Source organism: Lentzea atacamensis (genome assembly GCF_003269295.1).
GTDB classification, from domain to species: Bacteria; Actinomycetota; Actinomycetes; order Mycobacteriales; family Pseudonocardiaceae; genus Lentzea; species Lentzea atacamensis.
In genome coordinates this window covers 537325-553104 of record NZ_QLTT01000006.1, presented here as the reverse complement: position 1 = coordinate 553104, position 15780 = coordinate 537325, and the positions used below count along the sequence as shown (strand labels likewise).

Sequence of the window (15780 nt, the reverse complement as noted above, 5' to 3'; positions counted from 1 at the left end):
CGCGGACTGTCAGAGCGGTCTTAACTCTGTCGAGTCGCGTGAGTACCGCAATGGGGCCGGGGATAGGCTCGCTTCCCGCTTGAGCTGCACTTCGTGGGAGGATGCGATGCCGGTCCCCGGCCCTGGTTACTCGATCACCGTTCGCCTGGAGGCGCCGCCGTCAGCGAGCGCCGCGGGTGACCTCACGACGGCCGTCGGCCGCGCGGGCGGGGTGATCACGGCGTTCGACGTCGTGGAGTCGCACAACGACCGCGTCGTCATCGACCTCACCTGCAACGCCCTCTCCGCGAACCACGCGAAGGACATCACCGACACGCTGGAGACGCTGCCCGGCATCGTCGTCCGCAAGGTGTCGGACCGCACGTTCCTCGTGCACCTCGGTGGCAAGATCGAGATCTCGTCGAAGGTGCCGCTGAGGAACCGCGACGACCTCTCCCGCGCGTACACGCCGGGTGTGGCTCGTGTGTGTGAGGCGATCGCCAAGAACCCGGACGACGCGCGCCGCCTGACGATCAAGCGCAACACCGTCGCCGTCGTCACCGACGGTTCGGCCGTGCTGGGCCTGGGCAACCTCGGCCCCGCCGCCGCTCTGCCGGTGATGGAGGGCAAGGCCGCGCTGTTCAAGAAGTTCGCCGGCGTCGACGCCTGGCCGGTCTGCCTGGACACCCAGGACACCGAGGAGATCATCCGCGCGGTCGAGCTCATCGCTCCCGTGTACGGCGGCATCAACCTCGAGGACATCTCCGCGCCGCGCTGCTTCGAGATCGAGGCCCGCCTGCGCGAGAAGCTCGACATCCCGGTCTTCCACGACGACCAGCACGGCACCGCGATCGTCGTGGTCGCGGCTCTGCGCAACGCTCTGCGCGTCGTCGGCAAGGACATCAAGAACTGCCGCATCACGGTCTGCGGCGTCGGTGCCGCCGGTTCCGCGATCATCCGCCTGCTGCAGGCCCAGGCGCCGGGCGACATCATCGCGGTGGACGTCGACGGCATCGTGCACCGCGACCGTCCCGGCCTGGACTCGAACCTGAAGTCCATCGCGGCCTCCACGAACAAGGAGAACCAGTCCGGCCGTCTGCACGACGCGCTGGTCGGTTCGGACGTGTTCATCGGTGTCTCGGCCCCGAACCTCTTCGGTGCCGACCAGGTCGCGACCATGGCCAAGGACGCCATCGTCTTCGCACTGGCCAACCCGGACCCGGAGATCGACCCGATGGAGGCCCAGCAGCACGCCGCCGTCGTGGCGACGGGCCGCTCGGACTTCCCGAACCAGATCAACAACGTGCTGGCGTTCCCCGGCGTGTTCCGCGGCCTGCTGGACGCCCACGCCAGGACCATCACCGACGCGATGCTCCTGGCCGCCGCGCAGGCCATCGCCGACGTGGTGGACGGCGACCGCCTCAACGCGTCGTTCATCGTCCCGTCGGTCTTCGACAACACGGTGGCCCCCGCCGTCGCCGAAGCCGTCCGCAAGGCCGCGACCTCGTAGGGACTTGGCACGGGCTGTTGCGCGGGGCCAGGCATACGATCGCGGTATGACCAAGCAGTTCACCCACCTGGACTCCCACGGCGCGGCCCGCATGGTCGACGTCTCGGGCAAGGAGCAGACCACCCGAACGGCCGTGGCCACCGGGATCCTGCGCACGACCGCCGAGGTGGTTGCGCTGCTCGGCAGCGACGGCCTGCCCAAGGGCGACGCCCTCGCCACCGCCAGGATCGCGGGCATCATGGCCGCGAAGCGCACCTGGGAACTGGTCCCCCTCTGCCACCCGATCGCCCTGTCGTCGGTGGTCGTGGACCTGGCTCTGGCCGACACCTCCGTGTTGATCACAGCCACGGTCCGCACCACCGACCGCACGGGCGTGGAGATGGAAGCCCTGACCGCCGTCTCGGTGGCCGGCCTCACCCTGCACGACATGGTGAAGTCCGTCGACCCGGCCGCCTCCCTGGACGCCGTCCGGGTCGAACGCAAGGAAGGCGGCAAGTCCGGCCTGTGGGAGCGCCCGTGAAGGCAGTGGTGATCACCGCCTCGAACCGCGCCGCCGCGGGCGTGTACGCCGACCGCAGCGGCCCGCTGATCGTCGAGTGGCTGTCCGCGCGCGGTTTCTCGGTCGCCTCACCGGTCGTGGTGCCTGACGGCGACCCGGTCCAGCAGGCGCTCACCGAGGCGGTGTCCGGCGGCGCCGACCTCGTCCTGACCACCGGCGGGACCGGCATCAACCCGACCGACCGCACGCCGGAGGCCACCCGTGCGGTGCTGGACTACGAGGTGCCCGGCATCGCCGACGCGATCAGGATGTCCGGCTGGCCGCGCGTGCCGGGTTCGGTGCTGTCGCGCGGCGTGGCCGGCGTGGCGGGCCGGACGTTGATCGTGAACCTGCCTGGTTCGACCGGCGGGGTGCGGGACGGGCTGGACGTGCTCGGCAACGTCGTGGAGCATGCGCTCGACCAACTGCGCGGAGGTGACCACTGATGGGTGTCGTGCTGCGGGCTGTCGTGACCGAGGAGCCCTTGTCGGTAGAGGAACACGCCGCCCTGGTCGGTTCCGACCGCGCCGGCGCGGTGGTGACGTTCTCCGGCGTCGTGCGCGACCACGACGGCGGCCGCTCGGTGCTGGAGCTCGAGTACCACTCGCACCCGTCGGCAGGCGACGTCGTGGCCGAGGTCGTCGCCTCGCTGGCCGACCGCTACGCCGGCGTGCACGGGATCGCCGTGTCGCACCGGGTCGGGCCGTTGAAGATCGGTGACGTGGCGCTGGCCTGCGCGGTGGCGGCCGAGCACCGCAAGGAGGCGTTCTCGCTGTGCGCCGACCTCGTGGACGAGGTCAAGGCCCGGCTGCCGGTGTGGAAGCGGCAGGTCTTCTCCGACGGCAACGACGAGTGGGTCAACTGCCCCTGAAACGCAGGCAGGGACCTCACCGCCGGGGGGTAACGGTGAGATCCCTGGTCCTGCATCAGTCCGCGTCAACGGGACTGCCGATTCGAACGGCCAGACGTCCTGCTCAGATCAGGATCTTGTGGCCCGGGAAGATCAGGTCCGGGTTCGTGATGAAGCCCTTGTTCTTCTCCACGATGGCCTGGTAGCCGCCGGCGACCTTGTTGGCCTCGGCGATCTTCGACAGCGTGTCGCCCGCCTTGATCTCGTAGTTGCCGTTCGGGTTGCTCTTCGAACCATCGACGACGACCGGAGCCTGCTGCACCGGAGCGGCCTGGCGCTGCTGCGGCTGCGCCTTGCGCTGCGGCTGGGCCTGCTTCGGGGCCGGGGCGGTCTTCTTGCCCACGTAGGCGCCGATGCGCTTGCTGCACGACGGCCACGCGTTCTGGACGCCCTGGCCGGCAGCGACCCGCTCGGCGACGGCGATCTGCTGCTCGCGGGAGGCGTTGGCGGGGTTGCCCTGGCCGCCGTAGGCCCTCCACGTCTGCGGGTTGAACTGCAGGCCGCCGTAGTAACCGTTACCGGTGTTGGCGGCCCAGTTGCCGCTGGCCTCGCACTGCGCGAGTGCGTCCCAGTCGACAGGGGCGGCGTTGGCGGTGCCAACGGCCAGGCCCAGAGGGGCGCCGGCGATGATGCCGACAGCCGCGACCTTGGCGATAGTGCGAGCGGCGGAACCCTGCTTGCCCTGCTTGCCTCGGTTGAAAGCCATGTGCCTCTCGGTCCACCGCACCTGCGGTCAGGGACTCGGGTTCGGGGCCCGGTGCGTCCCTGCGTCCCAGTCCGGCGGTTTCTCTCGCTCGGGGTTGTTCCGGAGAACCCTCGGACTGGGTTCGGTGCTGGTCCTCCGGTCTTGCTCGTGGCTGGTCGGGGCCAGCCGAGGAGCGACGGTACGTAACCGACGGCAGCCCACCAAACGTATCAGGCTGTGATGCGCATCACAGTAACGTTTTGCAACGTTGTCCTGAGGCTACAAAACGGCAGCTCAAAGGTGTCGTTATCGGTTCGTTTCCATCCTGAGATCGGCCGAGATCTATTACGGAAAGTGAGGCGTGGCTCACGCCTGTCCGGCCGATCGGCGACACGCCGCCATCGGGTGACGACACGATGGACACATGAGGATCGAAGCGCTCCGGAAGGCGTTGGCGGCCAGGCCGGGCCAGCCCGTGCCGTTCGACGAACTGATCGACTCGATCTGGGGCGCCGGGAAGCCCGCGAACCCGAAGGCGGCGTTGCGGAAACTCGTGCAGCGCCTGCGCGTCACCGATCAGGTCGTCACCGAGCCGTACGGCTATCGGCTGGTGCCGCGCAAGCCAGGACCGCGACAGCTCCCCGCGGACCTGCCCGACTTCGTCGGTCGCGCCGACGGCATCCGGGTCGCACTGGGGTCCACGGCGCGGGTGCTCGCGATCACCGGTTCGCCCGGCGTTGGAAAGACGTCGCTCGCCGTCCATCTCGCGCAACGGATGAGTGACCGGTTCGCGGACGGTCAGTTGTACGTGAACCTTCGCGCGTTCTCGGAAGGTGAACCTGTGACGGCGGAGCAGGCGCTGTCGCGATTCCTGCGCGCGCTCGGCGCCGAGCAGATTCCGGTCGGCCTCGATGCGCAAATCGCACTGTACGAGCAGATGACGGCGGATCGCGCAGTGCTCGTGGTGATCGACAACGCCGGTCGGGACCAGATCTGCCCGCTGCGGCCGGCCGGTGACAGGTCTGTGCTGATCGTCACCAGCCGCATCGACCTGCCGGAGCACTTCCAGGTCAGGCTCGGCGTCTTCGACGACGACGAGGCCCACGCGTTGCTCGACAACATGCGTGTCCGTGGCGGGCACCACGAGCGCTCCGAGCTGATCCGGTTGTGCGGCAACCTTCCGCTCGCCCTGCGCATCGCCGCGGCGCACCTGGTCGACCGGCACATCAGCGACTACCTGGCCGATCTCCGGGGTGAGGGCAGGCTGGACGCGCTGGAGATCGAGGGCGACGCTGCCGTCCGTGCCACGTTCGAGGTGTCCTACCGGGCTCAGCCCGAACGTTCCCAGCGTTTGTTCCGGCTGCTCGGACAGGTGCCCGGCCCGGACTTCTCGATCGACGGCGCAACGGCGCTGCTCGGCGAGGACGCGGCCCTTCCGCTCGATCAGCTCGTCACCGCCAACCTCGTGCAACACTCCGGCGACAGGTACAGCCTGCACGACCTGTTGCGGGTCTACGCCCTCCAGCTCGGTGCGCCCGCACCCGTCCGGCTGTACGAGTACTACTTGATCAATGCCCACGCGGCCGGCCGGATGCTGAATCCGGAACTGCACAGGCTGGGACTGCCGGAGGTCTCTGCCGGGCTGCCCTCGCACGGCGTGAGTGACATGTCGCGTGCACTCGCATGGCTCGACACGGAACGTGCCAACCTCGTGGCCGCCGTGCTCGCGGCGGGCGACCGGCCGATCACCTGGCAGCTGGCCGACGCGATGCGCGCGTACTTCCTCTACCACGCCGCGAACGTGGTCGACTGGAGCATGACCGCCCGTGAAGGGCTGCGGGCCGCACAGCGCCTAGGTGACGTGGGCGCCGAGGCGAACATGCACGGCTCGCTCGGACTTGCGCACTGGCGGTCCGGCCGGTTCCTCGATGCGCTGCCCGCCTACGAGCGGGCGGTGGCGCTCGCCCGGCAGAGCGACGACCTCGGCCCGTTGGCGTCGTACGTCGGCAACCTGGGGATCATCCACTGGGAACTCGGCAACCTGGCCGAAGCGGCCGGCGCGATGCACGAGGCGCTGGCCATCACCCGGAAGCCGACCACCCTGTTCAACCTGAGTTGCGTCCTGACCGATCTCGGTCCGTTGGATGAGGCGGTGTCCTACTGCGAGGAGGCGCTGCGGACGTCGGTCGAGCGGAATCTGACTGCCGGCAAGGCGTTCTGCCTGCACGGTCTCGCCATCGCACACCTCTTCATCGGCGACTTCGACGAGGTGGCGAGGTGCCTCGACGAGGTGGAGCCGCTGGTGGCACCTGAACTCGGTCCGACGTTCGAGTCCCGTGTCCTCGACGCGCGTGCCTTTCTCCTGTTCGAACAGGACCGGACAATCGAAGCCGAGGTCATCTGCCGACGTGCTGTCGACGTCGCGACCGGTTCCGAGAAGGACATGGCCGAGGTGGACGCCCGAGCCACTCTCGGCGCGGTGCTGCGGCGGCTCCAGCGGCTCGACGAGGCCGTCGAGCAGCACGAACGGGCGCTGGCGATCTGCCGGAACGCGGCGTTCGCGCGCGGCGAGGTCCAGTCGCTCACCGGTTTGGCGGCCGACCACCGCGCACTGGGGAACCTGCGGCAGGCACTCCTGTGCGCCACGGAGGCGGACGAGATCGCCGAACGCGGCGGGCTGCGAGTCCGTCAGGTGCAGGTCGTGGCCGAACTCGCGGAGATCCACCTGGCGATGGGCTCCGTGGAGGAAGCGGAACGACACCGGCTCCGTGCGCTGGGGCTGGCAGGCGAAACCGGGCGGCGAGTCTGGGTGGAAAGGCTGCGTCAGCCGCCCGCGAAGGGCGGCAGCACGTCCAGCTGAGCACCGGCGGGCACACGCGTCGACGTGTCCCGCACCGCGACGCCGTCGAGCAGGAAGCTGGACGCGGCCAGCACCTTGCCGAGCTGGTCGCCGTGCCGTTCACCGATGGTGCTCACGACGAGTGCCACGGTGGGGTCGGAGGTGTCGAGCACGAGATCCTCGTCGGCAACCCCGGCCGCAGCGCGTGCGCCCGCGAAGTAGCGAATCTTCACCGAGGTCACCTGTCATCCTCCGATGGCACTCATGGGCCGGTCGGGCTGGGAGAAGCCCGCGTCGTTGATGCCGTGACCGGCCGCCTTGGCCCACATGTTGGCACGCCAGGCGTCGGCGATCGCGGCGTCGGGGGAGCCGTCGCGCAGCAGCGCACGCAGGTCGGTCTCGCCCTGGCTGAACAGGCAGTTGCGGATCTGGCCGTCGGAGGTGAGCCGGGTGCGGTCGCAGGCGGCGCAGAACGGCCTCGTCACCGACGCGATCACGCCGACCACCGCGGGACCGCCGTCGACCAGCCAGCGCTCGGCCGGGGCACCGCCACGCGGGGCCTCCTCGGGCGTCAGCGTGTAGGCGGCCGAGAGCATCGTGAGGATCTCGTCGGCCGTGACCATGTTCGTGCGCGTCCAGCCGTGCTGCGCGTCGAGCGGCATCTGCTCGATGAACCTGAGCTGGTAGCCGTTCTCGACGCAGAACCGCAGCAGAGGGACGGCCTCGTCCTCGTTGACGCCGCGCATGAGCACGGAGTTGACCTTCACCGGCTCCAGCCCGGCCGCACGGGCGGCGTCGAGGCCGTCCAGCACGTCGGTGATGCGGTCGCGCCTGGTCAAGGTGGCGAAGCGGTCGGGGTCGAGGGTGTCGAGCGAGATGTTGATCCGGTTCAGGCCGGCGTCCTTCAGCGACTGGGCGCGCCGGGCGAGGCCGATGCCGTTCGAGGTCATCGACATGCGCGGGCGGGGCTCCAGCCCGGCCGTCGCGGCGATGACCTGCTCCAGGCCGCGCCGAAGCAACGGCTCGCCGCCGGTGAAGCGGATGTCCGTGATGCCCAGGTCGACCACTGCGATTCGCATGAGCCGGATGAGCTCGTCGTCGGTGAGCAGCTCGTCCTTCTTCAGCCAGTCGAGGCCCTCAGCCGGCATGCAGTAGGTGCAGCGCAGGTTGCAGCGGTCGGTGAGGCTCACCCGGAGGTCCTTCCCGACCCGCCCGAACCTGTCCACGAGCAGTGGCGTGTCCGGTCGTGCGGACGCGTCCGGCGTGCTGCGCACGACGGGTAGTCCCAACTCCACTGCTGTCACCTTATTTAGCTTAATGAACAACCCCTTGTAGGTGACTCCAAGAACGAGGTTTCTCACGTTCCGCCCGTTTGGAGCACTGTCACAAGGAATTGTCTTAGCGGCTAAGATGTTCGACATGGAACCTGAGGTGCTGGAGAGGTTCACGTGGTACATGCGGGAGCAGAGCGCGCTCACGATCATGTTCCACACGAAGGTCGCCGAGCAGATGGGTCTGTCCGCGACCGACGAGAAGTGCCTCGATCTCGCCATGCGGGCGGACGGGCCGCTCACCGCCGGACGCATCGCCGAGCTCTCCGGCCTCTCCACCGGCGCCGTCACCGGCGTGATCGACCGCCTGGAACGTGCCGGATTCGTCCGCCGGGTCCGCGATCCGCACGACCGCCGCAAGGTGCTCGTCGAGGTCACAGCAGGTGACCTGGCCAAGTTCGCGCACCTCTTCGAGAAGGCGCAGCAGAGCCTCGTCCAGGTCCTGAGCCGCTTCGACCCCGACGAGATCGAAGTTATCGAGCGTTATCTCCAGCTTCAGATCGAGACGTTCCGCAAGGCCGTGATCAATACTTAGGCCATGTGGCACTACTTGATGGACATGGACGGTGTTCTGGTTCACGAAGAGCACCTGATCCCCGGCGCTGACGAGTTCGTCGCGGAGCTGCGCGCTTCGGACACCCCGTTCCTCGTGCTCACCAACAACTCCATCTACACGCCACGAGACCTGCGCGCGCGGTTGCAGCGCACCGGCCTCGACATCCCGGAGTCGTCGATCTGGACGTCCGCCCTGGCCACGGCGCGCTTCCTGGACTCGCAGCGCCCCAACGGCTCGGCGTTCGTGATCGGCGAGGCCGGCCTCACCACAGCGCTGCACGAGATCGGCTACGTGCTGACCGACCGCGACCCGGACTACGTGGTGCTCGGCGAGACCCGCACCTACAGCTTCACCGCGATCACCAAGGCCATCCGCCTGGTCGAGGAGGGCGCGAAGTTCATCGCGACCAACCCGGACGCGACGGGCCCGTCCCGCGAGGGCTCGCTGCCCGCGACCGGCGCCGTGGCGGCGTTGATCGAGCGCGCCACCGGCCGTGAGCCCTATTACGTCGGCAAGCCGAACCCGTTGATGATGAGGTCGGCCCTGCGCGCTCTGGGCTCGCACTCCGAGAACGCTCTCATGATCGGTGACCGGATGGACACCGACGTGCGCTCCGGCCTGGAAGCCGGACTCTCCACCATCCTCGTGCTGTCCGGGATCTTCACCTCAGAGCACGCCGAGATGTACCCGTACCGGCCCACACGGGTGCTGAAGTCGATCGCGGAGCTGGTCGGTCACTCACAGGACCCGTTCGGTGACTGGGCTGGCCACTGACGCGCGAGGGTCAATCACCTATCGTCGCGGACGTGGACACGGATCGACGCTCGATGTACGTCGTGGGCGACGTGCACGGGCACCTCGCCGAACTGACCAGAGCCCTGCACGTCGCCGAGCTGTGCGACGAGGAGGGGCACTGGACGGGCGGTGAGGCCGAGCTGTGGTTCCTCGGCGACTTCGTGGACCGCGGGCCCGACGGGGTCGGCGTGATCGACCTGGTCATGCGCCTGAGCGAGGAGGCCGTGAAGGCGGGTGGCGTGGTCAACTCGTTGATCGGCAACCACGAGGTGCTGCTGCTCGGCATGCACCGGTTCGGCGACGAGCAGGTGCCCGACAGCGCGGGGCCGCGGTCGTTCGCACGGAGCTGGCTGCTCAATGGCGGGCTGCGCAGCGACCAGGACCGGTTGACCGACGAGCACGTCGAGTGGCTCACCAGCAGACCGGTGCTGAAGCTGCGCGACGACCACCTGCTGATGCACTCCGACACGGCGGCCTACCTCGAATGGGGGTCCTCGATCGAGGAGGTCAACGAAGCCGTCCGGCAGGTGCTCAAGGGCGACGATCTCGTCGACTGGTGGGAGTGCTGGCGCAAGATGACGACGCGCTACGCGTTCCGCGGTCCGCAGGGTCCCGAAATCGCAGACGAGCTGATGGGGACCCTCGGAGGCAGCACGATCGTGCACGGCCACAGCGTCATCGCCGACCAGCTCGGGGTGCCGCCGGACCAGATCGACGGGCCGCTCGTGTACGCCGACGACAAGGTGCTGGCGATCGACGCGGGCCTCTACAGCGGCGGTCCGTGCCTCGTCGTCCCCTTGCCATACGCCGAGGCCTGACTACGGTCGGGCAAATGACCGCCAGCTACTCCTCGGGCACGTCCGCCGCCCCGCTGCTGGGCGACACGATCCACGCGAACTTCGCCGCGACCGTCGCGCGGTTCGGCGACCGCGAGGCACTTGTCGACAAGGCCACAGATCGCCGGTGGACCTACGCCGAGCTGGCGGTCGAGGTCGACCGGGTGGCCGCCGGCCTCACGGCGCTGGGCGTGCGCAAGGGCGACCGGGTCGGCATCTGGGCACCGAACTGCGCGGAGTGGGTCTTCGTGCAGTACGCGACGGCCCGGATCGGTGCGATCCTGGTCAACGTCAACCCGGCGTACCGGGTGCACGAGCTGGAGTACGTGCTGAACCAGGCCGGCATCCACACGCTCGTGTCGGCGCGTTCGTTCAAGACCTCGGACTACGCGGGCATGATCGAAGAGGTCCGGCCGCGGTGCGCGGCGCTGCGCAACGTGGTGTTCGTTGACGATCCACAGTGGACCGAGGCCGAGCTCCCGGACGTGGAGCTGGACCGCGACGACCCGATCAACATCCAGTACACGTCCGGCACCACGGGATTCCCCAAGGGCGCAACGCTTTCGCACCACAACATCCTCAACAACGGCTACTTCGTCGGGGAGTTGCTGAGCTACGCGGAGAACGACCGCATCTGCGTCGTGCCACCCTTCTACCACTGCTTCGGCATGGTCATGGGCAACCTCGCCGCCACCAGTCACGGCGCCTGCGTCGTGATCCCCGCGCCGGCGTTCGACCCGGCGAAAACCCTTGCGGCGGTTCAGGAAGAGCGCTGCACCTCGCTGTACGGCGTGCCCACGATGTTCATCGCCATGCTCGACCTGATCGACGACTACGACCTCTCGTCGTTGCGCACCGGCATCATGGCGGGCTCCCCGTGCCCGGTCGAGGTGATGAAGCAGGTGGTCGAACGCATGGGCATGCGCGAGGTCTCCATCTGCTACGGCATGACCGAAACCTCCCCGGTGTCAACGCAAACGCGCGTCGACGACTCGCTCGACCGCCGCGTCGGAACGGTGGGACGGGTCGGCCCCCACCTCGAGGTCAAGATCGTCGACCCGGAAACGGGCCTCACGGTTCCGCGCGGGGTGCCGGGGGAGCTGTGCACGCGCGGCTACTCGGTGATGCTCGGCTACTGGAACGAGCCCGAGAAGACGGCGGAGGCGGTGGACCGGGCGGGCTGGATGCACACCGGTGACCTCGCGGTGATGAACGACGACGACTACGTGAACATCACCGGGCGCATCAAGGACATGGTCATCCGCGGCGGCGAGAACATCTATCCGCGCGAGATCGAGGAGTTCCTCTACACGCACCCGGACGTGCTCGACGCCCAGGTGATCGGCGTGCCCGACGCCAAGTACGGCGAGGAGCTCATGGCCTGGGTCCGCGTGCGCGAGGGAGCCGAGCCGCTCACCGCAGAGGCCGTCCGCGAGTTCTGCACCGGGAAGCTCGCGCACTACAAGATTCCGCGGTACGTGCACGTGGTCGAGGAGTTCCCGATGACGGTCACGGGCAAGGTTCGCAAGGTGGAGATGCGGGCGAAGTCGGTGGAGCTGCTGAACCTGGACGACAGCACCCGCCACGCCTAGGACGGCAGCTTCGGCTCGACCACCTTCATCACGGCCTGGGCGATCTCGCACGCCCTGCCACCGGCCTCCGTGAGCATCTCGGCAGCCGCCACGCCGTCCGGGTGGGTCAGCACGACGCCGCACATGCCGGTGCCCCTGCTGTTCTCGGCGAGCAGCCCGGAGTGCCGCCCGATGGTGATGGGCGACGTCTTCAACCTGTCGGGCTTGGCCAGGTACTGCTCAGCGGTGACACCCTCACGCAGGCTCACCACGACCGGTCCGGCGTCGTCGGAGAGCCAGAAGCAGCTGGAGGCGTTGGCGTAACCGTTGTGGAACCGGTGCTCAGTGAGTTGGGCCGGGTCGAACAACCGGCACGCCGGTGTGTCCGACGGCGTGGTCGACGGTGCGACGAAGGGCTCCATCGGCTTGACCTCGGGCGCGGCGAGCGTGCAACCGGACAGTCCGAGAGCGGCGGTGAGCACGACGAGGCGTGGTGTGTGCACGGAGCGGAATCGTCCCGCGAATCAGTAATCCCCGCAGGTCACGAAGGGGTGAAAGGCCTCTTGCGGATGCGGTGTGACGCGCGCAACATCGTGGGATTCCGTCGAAGGAGGCGCGCATGCTCACCGCCACCAGAACCACGACGATGCTGCCCGTCGAAGACCCAGACCGGGCTGGGCGCTTCTACGCGGACAAGCTCGGCCTCAAGGCCCTCGCCACCGCGCCGGACGGTACGCGGATCTTCGCGCTCGGCCAGGGCGACGCGCTGGGGCTGATGCCTGCGGAAAAGGGCGCGCAGACCGCACACACGGTGCTCAGCTTCGAGGTGCCCGACCTCGAGGGCGAGATCCGCGAGCTCGAGGACAAGGGCGTCCACTTCGAGGACTACGACATGCCCGACCTCAAGACCACCAACCACATCGCGGTCATGGGCAACGAGCGCGCGGCGTGGTTCACGGACACCGAGGGCAACATCCTTTGCCTGCACGAGCTGTCGGGCGACGAAGCCTGACGGTGCGTGCCTGATGAGAGGTCTTCCGCTCCTCGCCCCCGACGAGGAGCGGGAGACCCTCACGGGACCTCGACGATCTCCTTGCCCAGCGGCACCAGCGAGACCTTCACCAGCTTGAAGTTGGCGACGCCGAGCGGGATGCCGATGATCGTCACGCACAGCGCGATGCCGGTGAGGATGTGGCCGATGGCGAGCCACAGACCGGCGACGATGATCCAGATGATGTTGCCCAGCAACGACCCGGTGCCCGCGCCGGGCTTGTCGACCACCTCGCGCCCGAACGGCCAGAGCGCGTAGTTGGCGATGCGGAACGACGCGATGCCCCACGGGATCGTGATGATCAGGATGCAGCAGATGAGACCGGCGACCGCGTAGCCGACGGCCATCCAGAACCCGGCGAGCACCAGCCAGATCACGTTCAGGATGAGGCGCATACCTCCAATCTAAGCTCAATCCATGAAGTGGGGTGTGATCGCTACAGGCGGAATCGCGCAGACCGTGACCGCCGACATGCTGAAGGTCGAGGGCGTCACCGTTCTCGCGGTGTCTTCACGCGACAAGAGCCGAGCCGAGGCGTTCGCCGAGCGGTTCGGCATCGAGCGCGCGTACGGCGACTACCGCGACCTGCTGGCTGATCCCGATGTCGAGGTCGTCTACGTCGCGACCCCGCACGGGCAGCACCGGGAGGTCACGCTCGCCGCGCTCGACGCCGGCAAGCACGTGCTGTGCGAGAAGGCCTTCGCGCTCACGGTCGCCGACGCGGAGGAAATGATCGAAAGGGCGAAGTCGAAGAACCTCTTCCTGATGGAAGCCATGTGGACGCGGTTCAACCCGTTGATCCGCAAGGTGCACGAGGCCGTGCGCAGCGGGGAGATCGGTGAGGTCCGCTCCCTCCGCGCGACTTTCGGTTTCGCGCTCGCCTTCGATCCGGACCACCGGCTCTGGGCGAAGGAGGCCGGCGGTGGGGCGCTGCTCGATCTCGGCGTCTACCCGGTCGCGCTCGCGCACCTGCTGCTCGGGGTTCCCTCGGAAGTCCGCGCGTGGGGTGGCAGGGCACCATCCGATGTGGACTCCGACGCCGGACTGCTGCTCGGGTATCCCGATGGCGCCCACGCGTTGCTGAGCTGCTCGCTCGTCGCGAACCTCGGCTGCACGGCGGACATCGTCGGCACCTCGGGGCGGATCGACCTGGCCGAGCCGATGTTCGCCGCGACGAAGGCGACGATCAACGGTGTCGAGCACACCATCGAGGACGAGGGCTACCAGCACCAGATCCGCGCGGTCGAGGAGTGCATCGCCGCGGGCCTCGTGGAAAGCCCGCTGATGACCTGGCAGAACACGATCGACGTCATGCGCACGCTGGAAGAGGCGTTGCGCCAGATCGGTGTCTCCTACGCGGACACCGTCAGGTAGATCAACGCCACGTTCAGCACGACCACCGCGAACGCCACGCAGGAAGCGGCCACGGTGACCGAGCGCCGGTTCGTGAACGAGCCCATCAACGGCCGGCGCGCGGTCAGCCACACCAACGGCACCAGTGCGAACGGGATGCCGAACGACAGCACTACCTGCGACAGCACCAACGCGAACGTCGGGTCGACACCGAACGCCAGGATGGCCAGCGCCGGCACCAAGGTGATGAGTCGCCTTGCCGGCAACGGAATCCGCACCCGCAGCAGCCCGTCCATCACCACCGCGCCCGCGTAGCAACCGACCGCCGTGGACGCGAAACCCGAAGCCAGCAGACCAAGAGCGAACAACAGCGCGATCCCGCCACCGAGACCGGCCGACACCGCCGCGTGCGCTCCTTCGAGCGTGTCCACGCCGTCCTCGCCCTGCAAGGCCGACGCCGCGAGCAGCAGCATCGCCAGGTTCACCGCACCGGCCAGCATCATCGCGACCACGACGTCGACCTTGGTCGTGCCGAGCAACGACGGGTTCCTGCCGTGCCGGTCCCGTGCCAGCGCCGAGTGCAGGTACACCGCATGCGGCATCACGGTCGCGCCGAGCATGCCCGCCGCCAGCAGGACGCTGTCCGCGCCGTCGAACTTCGGCACCAGGCCGGAAACAGCGCCGGAAACCGACGGCGGTGACACGAATAGCCCCGCCATGAAACCGATCGCGATCACGACCAGCATCGTGGTGATCACGCGCTCGAACGGCCGCTGCCCGCGCTTGTCCTGCACCAGCAGCAACACCGTCGACACGACACCGGTGATCACCCCGCCGAGCAGCAGCGGAAGATCGAAGAGCAACGACAGCGCGATGGCGCCACCGAGCACCTCGGCGAGATCGGTCGCCATCGCGACCACCTCGGCCTGGCCCCAGTACGCGAGCCGCGCCGGGCGTGGCAGGTGATCGCGCACGGCCTCCGGCAACGACTGCCCGGTGACCAGGCCCAGCTTCGCCGACAGGTACTGCACGAGCCCCGCCATGACGTTCGCGACGACGAGCACCCACACCAGCAGGTAGCCGTACTTCGCGCCCGCCGCGGTGTTGGTGGCCACGTTGCCGGGATCGACGTACGCGATCGCGGCGACGAACGCCGGACCGAGCAACGCCGCACCAGCGCGCACGCGCGCCGAAACAGCGACCACCGGACACCTCCCCTTGTTGCCAGATTATGGCAACAAGGGGTCAGGCCTCCAACGTGGCCTTGGCGACTCCGACCACGGCGTCGACAGCGCTTTCCAGGTCGCCGCTCGGCATCAGCAGGTGGCTCAGTGCGAGCCGCACCGTCGTCTCCGCCGCGAGCCGCACGTGCCTGCCGGGGAAGTGCTCGGTGAGGTGCTGCTCGACGACCTCGGTCGCGTGGAACAGCACGGGATGGCCCCTGGTCGTGAGGAACGGCAACAGGTCCTCGGCGTCCTGCCCGGTCAGCATGGCGGAGACCAGCCGGTCCTTCTCGGTCTGCTCGAAGGTGAACCGGAACGCCGACCGCATCGCCTCCCACGGATCGGGGTCCTGGCCGAGCCGGCTGGCGATCCCGGTGAGGTACTCCTCGGTCCGATGCGCCGCGACGGCCTGGACGAGCCCTTCCTTGTTGCCGAACTCGTTGTAGACGGTCTGCCTGCTCACCCCGGCGCGGCTGGCGACCTCGATCATGCGCAGTCCGTGGAACCCGTGGACGGCGAGCAGGTCCGCAGCCGCATCCAGCAAGAGCTCGGTGATGTCGCTCACGCTGCCAGCTTTACACAGATACAGTTTTTGTACAGACG

The 15780-nt window shown here is 68.4% G+C and carries 18 protein-coding genes; 11 read left to right on the top strand and 7 right to left on the bottom strand.

The genetic code is table 11. The annotated features are described in order from the left end of the window. The first annotated feature begins 106 nt into the window (after positions 1-106). From C8D87_RS28500 to C8D87_RS28485, 4 genes are read left to right on the top strand one after another with little or no spacing between them, the layout of a single operon-like run. Positions 107-1489, top strand: a complete 1383-nt coding sequence (locus tag C8D87_RS28500; RefSeq protein WP_112229008.1) for an NAD-dependent malic enzyme — start codon at positions 107-109, stop codon at positions 1487-1489. A gap of 46 nt (positions 1490-1535) precedes the next feature. Beyond that, positions 1536-2009 carry a cyclic pyranopterin monophosphate synthase MoaC gene (moaC, locus tag C8D87_RS28495; RefSeq protein ID WP_109631652.1) on the top strand — a complete coding sequence of 158 codons (474 nt, stop codon included), beginning with the start codon at positions 1536-1538 and terminating at the stop codon, positions 2007-2009. Then, positions 2006-2473 (top strand): MogA/MoaB family molybdenum cofactor biosynthesis protein, encoded by a 468-nt coding sequence (locus tag C8D87_RS28490; RefSeq protein WP_233439174.1) that lies wholly within the window; start codon positions 2006-2008, stop codon positions 2471-2473. The genes moaC and C8D87_RS28490 overlap by 4 nt, the downstream gene beginning before the upstream one ends. Continuing rightward, positions 2473-2898: a molybdenum cofactor biosynthesis protein MoaE gene (locus C8D87_RS28485; protein ID WP_112229007.1), complete on the top strand. Its 426-nt coding sequence runs from the start codon at positions 2473-2475 to the stop codon at positions 2896-2898. Before C8D87_RS28490 ends, C8D87_RS28485 begins: the two co-directional genes overlap by 1 nt. 103 nt (positions 2899-3001) lie before the next feature. Here C8D87_RS28485 and C8D87_RS28480 read toward each other — a convergent pair whose 3' ends face one another. After that, positions 3002-3643: a transglycosylase family protein gene (locus tag C8D87_RS28480; protein ID WP_112229006.1), complete on the bottom strand. Its 642-nt coding sequence runs from the start codon at positions 3641-3643 to the stop codon at positions 3002-3004. Positions 3644-4046: 403 nt separating this feature from the next. On the opposite strand from C8D87_RS28480, the gene C8D87_RS28475 reads away from it, so the two are divergent. Then, on the top strand, positions 4047-6482 hold the full coding sequence (locus tag C8D87_RS28475) for a tetratricopeptide repeat protein (RefSeq protein WP_112229005.1): 2436 nt from the start codon (positions 4047-4049) through the stop codon (positions 6480-6482). Here C8D87_RS28475 and C8D87_RS28470 read toward each other — a convergent pair. After that, positions 6446-6703, bottom strand: coding sequence for a MoaD/ThiS family protein (locus tag C8D87_RS28470; RefSeq protein WP_112229004.1), 258 nt, complete (start codon positions 6701-6703; stop codon positions 6446-6448). The two genes, C8D87_RS28475 and C8D87_RS28470, sit on opposite strands and share 37 nt — an antisense overlap. A 3-nt stretch (positions 6704-6706) precedes the next feature. After that, a complete protein-coding gene (gene moaA / locus C8D87_RS28465) occupies positions 6707-7765 on the bottom strand; it encodes a GTP 3',8-cyclase MoaA (RefSeq protein ID WP_411711469.1) in 1059 nt (352 codons plus the stop codon). Between the two features lie 115 nt (positions 7766-7880). Between moaA and C8D87_RS28460 the strand changes: the two genes are divergently transcribed. From C8D87_RS28460 to C8D87_RS28445, 4 genes are read left to right on the top strand one after another with little or no spacing between them, the layout of a single operon-like run. Then, complete coding sequence (locus C8D87_RS28460; RefSeq protein WP_109631670.1) at positions 7881-8327, top strand: MarR family winged helix-turn-helix transcriptional regulator; 447 nt, start codon at positions 7881-7883, stop codon at positions 8325-8327. Between the two features lie 3 nt (positions 8328-8330). Next, a complete protein-coding gene (locus tag C8D87_RS28455) occupies positions 8331-9122 on the top strand; it encodes an HAD-IIA family hydrolase (protein WP_233442326.1) in 792 nt (263 codons plus the stop codon). 53 nt (positions 9123-9175) lie between these two features. Then, positions 9176-9961, top strand: a complete 786-nt coding sequence (locus C8D87_RS28450; protein ID WP_112229002.1) for a metallophosphoesterase — start codon at positions 9176-9178, stop codon at positions 9959-9961. Positions 9962-9975: 14 nt separating this feature from the next. After that, positions 9976-11571 carry an AMP-binding protein gene (locus C8D87_RS28445; RefSeq protein ID WP_112229001.1) on the top strand — a complete coding sequence of 532 codons (1596 nt, stop codon included), beginning with the start codon at positions 9976-9978 and terminating at the stop codon, positions 11569-11571. Here the strand turns inward: C8D87_RS28445 and C8D87_RS28440 are convergent. Beyond that, positions 11568-12053, bottom strand: a complete 486-nt coding sequence (locus tag C8D87_RS28440) for a DUF3558 family protein (protein ID WP_112229000.1) — start codon at positions 12051-12053, stop codon at positions 11568-11570. The genes C8D87_RS28445 and C8D87_RS28440 overlap by 4 nt on opposite strands. Positions 12054-12169: 116 nt before the next feature. On the opposite strand from C8D87_RS28440, the gene C8D87_RS28435 reads away from it, so the two are divergent. Then, complete coding sequence (locus tag C8D87_RS28435; RefSeq protein WP_109631688.1) at positions 12170-12562, top strand: VOC family protein; 393 nt, start codon at positions 12170-12172, stop codon at positions 12560-12562. A gap of 59 nt (positions 12563-12621) precedes the next feature. Here the strand turns inward: C8D87_RS28435 and C8D87_RS28430 are convergent, their stop codons facing one another. Further along, the gene (locus C8D87_RS28430) at positions 12622-12996 is read right to left on the bottom strand and encodes a YccF domain-containing protein (protein ID WP_109631692.1); all 375 of its coding nucleotides are present in this window, start codon (positions 12994-12996) and stop codon (positions 12622-12624) included. A gap of 22 nt (positions 12997-13018) precedes the next feature. Here C8D87_RS28430 and C8D87_RS28425 point away from each other — a divergent pair, with 22 nt between their 5' ends. Then, a complete protein-coding gene (locus C8D87_RS28425) occupies positions 13019-13975 on the top strand; it encodes a Gfo/Idh/MocA family protein (RefSeq protein WP_215732510.1) in 957 nt (318 codons plus the stop codon). Here C8D87_RS28425 and C8D87_RS28420 read toward each other — a convergent pair. Next, positions 13954-15159, bottom strand: a complete 1206-nt coding sequence (locus C8D87_RS28420; RefSeq protein WP_112228999.1) for an Nramp family divalent metal transporter — start codon at positions 15157-15159, stop codon at positions 13954-13956. The genes C8D87_RS28425 and C8D87_RS28420 overlap by 22 nt on opposite strands. Positions 15160-15199: 40 nt before the next feature. Next, on the bottom strand, positions 15200-15742 hold the full coding sequence (locus C8D87_RS28415) for a TetR/AcrR family transcriptional regulator (protein WP_170166611.1): 543 nt from the start codon (positions 15740-15742) through the stop codon (positions 15200-15202). Positions 15743-15780: the final 38 nt, after the last annotated feature.

Bases quoted from the DNA above. Each gene is read 5' to 3' on its own strand.
- C8D87_RS28500 (WP_112229008.1), top strand. From the start codon at position 107: ATGCCGGTCCCCGGCCCTGGTTACTCGATCACCGTTCGCCTGGAGGCG.
- moaC (WP_109631652.1), top strand. From the start codon at position 1,536: ATGACCAAGCAGTTCACCCACCTGGACTCCCACGGCGCGGCCCGCATG.
- C8D87_RS28485 (WP_112229007.1), top strand. From the start codon at position 2,473: ATGGGTGTCGTGCTGCGGGCTGTCGTGACCGAGGAGCCCTTGTCGGTA.
- C8D87_RS28480 (WP_112229006.1), bottom strand. From the start codon at position 3,643: ATGGCTTTCAACCGAGGCAAGCAGGGCAAGCAGGGTTCCGCCGCTCGC.
- C8D87_RS28475 (WP_112229005.1), top strand. From the start codon at position 4,047: ATGAGGATCGAAGCGCTCCGGAAGGCGTTGGCGGCCAGGCCGGGCCAG.
- C8D87_RS28460 (WP_109631670.1), top strand. From the start codon at position 7,881: ATGGAACCTGAGGTGCTGGAGAGGTTCACGTGGTACATGCGGGAGCAG.
- C8D87_RS28455 (WP_233442326.1), top strand. From the start codon at position 8,331: ATGTGGCACTACTTGATGGACATGGACGGTGTTCTGGTTCACGAAGAG.
- C8D87_RS28450 (WP_112229002.1), top strand. From the start codon at position 9,176: ATGTACGTCGTGGGCGACGTGCACGGGCACCTCGCCGAACTGACCAGA.
- C8D87_RS28445 (WP_112229001.1), top strand. From the start codon at position 9,976: ATGACCGCCAGCTACTCCTCGGGCACGTCCGCCGCCCCGCTGCTGGGC.
- C8D87_RS28435 (WP_109631688.1), top strand. From the start codon at position 12,170: ATGCTCACCGCCACCAGAACCACGACGATGCTGCCCGTCGAAGACCCA.
- C8D87_RS28430 (WP_109631692.1), bottom strand. From the start codon at position 12,996: ATGCGCCTCATCCTGAACGTGATCTGGCTGGTGCTCGCCGGGTTCTGG.
- C8D87_RS28425 (WP_215732510.1), top strand. From the start codon at position 13,019: ATGAAGTGGGGTGTGATCGCTACAGGCGGAATCGCGCAGACCGTGACC.